At 41.2% G+C, this 3,117-nt stretch carries 3 protein-coding genes; all 3 read left to right on the plus strand.

What is annotated here, in order from left to right:
• A partial coding sequence (locus D5018_RS21870) for a hypothetical protein (protein WP_165905147.1) occupies positions 1–1,838 on the plus strand: 1,838 nt, incomplete at its 5' end.
• A 6-nt stretch (positions 1,839–1,844) separates the two neighbouring features.
• The gene (locus D5018_RS21075; RefSeq protein WP_121840934.1) at positions 1,845–2,225 is read left to right on the plus strand and encodes an ankyrin repeat domain-containing protein; all 381 of its coding nucleotides are present in this window, start codon (positions 1,845–1,847) and stop codon (positions 2,223–2,225) included.
• Between the two features lie 405 nt (positions 2,226–2,630).
• Positions 2,631–2,933: a hypothetical protein gene (locus D5018_RS21080; protein WP_133309371.1), complete on the plus strand. Its 303-nt coding sequence runs from the start codon at positions 2,631–2,633 to the stop codon at positions 2,931–2,933.
• The last annotated feature ends 184 nt before the right edge of the window (positions 2,934–3,117 follow it).

Consider the following 3,117-nt stretch of genomic DNA (forward strand, 5'->3'; position numbering starts at 1 on the left):
CAGAAATGAATGTACCCAAAGATAGTTATGCACGCCGTGGAGCCAATGCCGTCTTTGGTGCAATGGGGGCTTATGCCGCTGGTCAGGTTGCAGATGGTGCAATGGATTACATAAGCAGTCGTATACCAGCCATGCCAGAATCAACAAGCACTGCTCAAGATACGGATGTGGTTATCGATGCTGATGGAGATGCATACTATGATGCACCACAAGAGCCATTAATAAAACGGCACGTTGAGTCTCCAAACCTTAAAGACAACCTACAACCTAAGCATATGGCTATGAGAGGGTTGCTATCTGTGGGGGAGGATATACCCGAACCACAACCCCCTAATTCAGATTGCCCTACCAATAAAAATCAAACAGAATTTTCTAATGTTAACAATCAGCTTTTAATAGGCGGTGATAATGGTTATTGCAGTGAAGCTACGCTCAGAAATATGATATATGAATTTAAGGGGCATTCCGTAGAAAAAGCAGATATAACAGTAAGCGATACTAGTATTGCCATGTTCACGCAAAATGCGGGTAGAGCAATAAATTTGATAGTTCAACCCCAAAATAGAAACTATTTAGGAACGTATGCAACGCTTGACGGGAACACTCTTAGAGAAGGGTACGTTACCGCTATCAGCAGTGGTGGTGAGGATGTATCAGTTAGAGGAAGATTTAATTCACTATTGAATGCAACCGTTGTTTCAAGAGTATCAGATCAGACAGGATTTGTTTTAGAGCTAGATAGCTGTGCTCAAGCAAGACTTTACTCTTTAAACTCTGGAGGTGTAGGCATCACTGCTACTGATGATGTTGGGTTTAAGGCTACGGTGGTAATTTCCAATGCGGGTGGTGTGGGGGTTGACGCAAGAGGTCATTCTTTTCCGCAAGCCAACTTTACTGTGCAAAATACTGCAGGTGTGGGGCTGAAAGCTAGTGAGCAAGCTCTAAAAAATTCTACTATAGTGGCTTGCCAAAATGGAGTTGTTAAGCTCGGTGGAAATTCGGCAGCAAATGCGCAAATAAAAATACAAGACTCAGGAAGCTTTTTGCTTTCAGATAACGCTGGAGATGAAGCGGAAATAATCGCCACGGGAAACTCAATTCTTAAGTTAAATAAAACAACATCTAGCCTAAACATAACCCTTTGCCATAATGCGAAAATACTAAACTTAACAGGTTTTGATATTGTTAACGACGTTCATCTTGAAATTAATGACCTTAGAAATGATCCTCAAAGTCAAGAAAAAATTTGTGGCAACTCAAGCTATCTAAGCAATCAAAGCAAATTACCTACTTCGTCAACAATAGCCCCTGCTGCCTCTTCAGCATTTAGTCGTCCTCCAAGTGTCAGTATTGCTTCTGATATACCTATTGCTTCAGAAGCGCCACCCTCGGCAGAAGGCGCTAATGTCGGTGGCATCGTAGCAGGAGTGCTTATTGTTGGCGGTGTTATCATCACTATTAGCGCTATTGGTTTGGGAGTAACTTGTTACATTAAACGCGAAGCCATTGCTCGATTAATTGAACGATTACATAAACAAGGTGTTAATATCAGCGAGCAGCAAGCGGAGAAGGTTGTAGAAGGGGTAGCTATTGATATTGCCAAACAAACTCATCCTGAGATATTTGAAAGTCAACAAAACTCAGAGCAGCAAGGTGCGGCTGTGAAATCCCACCCTACTCAAAAAACCGTTACTATCTCGTTAAAACAGCTAGAAGAAGGGTTCAACGAAGCTTGCAAAATAACTGAAACTGCCGCAGGAAAAGCGAGTGAAGGTGTGGACGCAGTAATGCGACAAGCTGCGCGTGACCTTAGCATAAAATCAACTGTTTATTCATAACCCAAAGTGCAAGAGGATAAGCTATTAACAGGCGCCGAACCTTTACCCGCAACGGAAGTCGTTGCAAAAACAGAAATCGTATACTCTATTAAAGGCCTTACCAAACAACATACCAGTGAGTTGTTATCAGCTTGCGCGAATGGAAAACTCTGTGAGTTGAAACGATTAATTAAAGCCTTGCCTTCAGAGTTTAATGTTCGGTTATTGTTGGAACATACCCCTTCAGAAGATAGAGTAAGCTTGCTACACATTGCTTGTGCTGCAGGCAAAAGCGATATCGTTGAATACCTTATTGGTTTAAATGCAAATGTAAATAGGGTCTCATATAAAGGCGTCACTCCGCTTTATCTTGCAGTTTGTAATAAACAGGCGGCGGTTGTTAAGTAATTACTGAAAGCCAACGTAGATATAAACCTTAAATCAAATGGTAAAACCCCACTAGAATTGGCGGAGGAGCAAAATGGTGATGCCATTACTGCTCTGCTAAAAAACCTACATCCCGAAATGCCACAGCCACAGCCACAAAGAAAATAATGTAGCTGAAAAAATGAGAATACACTGTTCGATGATATCTGTGAGCAAACTATAGCAACAACCCCGAAGCAAAGTTTTTAGGCCGCTTATTATGGATCAATACTTCGGACAGTTTTTGATTGGTCGTGCCTCAATATTTAGTAAGTCATTGAATTTTAATGAATCTGTGTTTTCAGATTCAATTTATAAAATTACGTAAATTCAATTACTTATAAAAAGTGTCCGAACCATTGATGGATTGAAATGGGTTTATTCGAGATGATTAACAACCAACCTTCCACTGAGGCGCACCAATTAGATAGACCTCATTTATCTAAGCCAAATGCAAAAGCTATGGGTTCAAGAAAACTGCCTAAATCAGTGAGCGACTTCTATATCAAAAAGCCGCCTGAATTATACTCTATGGCTCAAAGATTCAAGCAATTTTTCTGCTGTTGCTGCGCAAAAAATCAAGATGAAGAAACGTTAAGCTTTACAAGCCTAGGCGTTGATTGTCGAGAGCGCTCAATGGAAAGGAAAGTGAGTATCAAGACTGAAATATCACCGCTGACTAAAGAATGAATTGACTTCAAAATTTATTTGCTTTTCATTGTGTTGTGCGAGTTCCCAAACTCATTTCTGTCCGTGCGACGTGAAGTCGTATGAAGCGCTGTTCACCGCTTAGAGTGAACCTGCCGTATCACCGGTTGAACCTAGGGCTCTGAATAAAGCAGCGAGCCTGACAATGTAATGAAGTCGATTCGAC

Origin of the sequence: Parashewanella curva (assembly GCF_003675895.1) — a bacterium.
In the GTDB taxonomy this organism is placed as follows: domain Bacteria; phylum Pseudomonadota; class Gammaproteobacteria; order Enterobacterales; family Shewanellaceae; genus Parashewanella; species Parashewanella curva.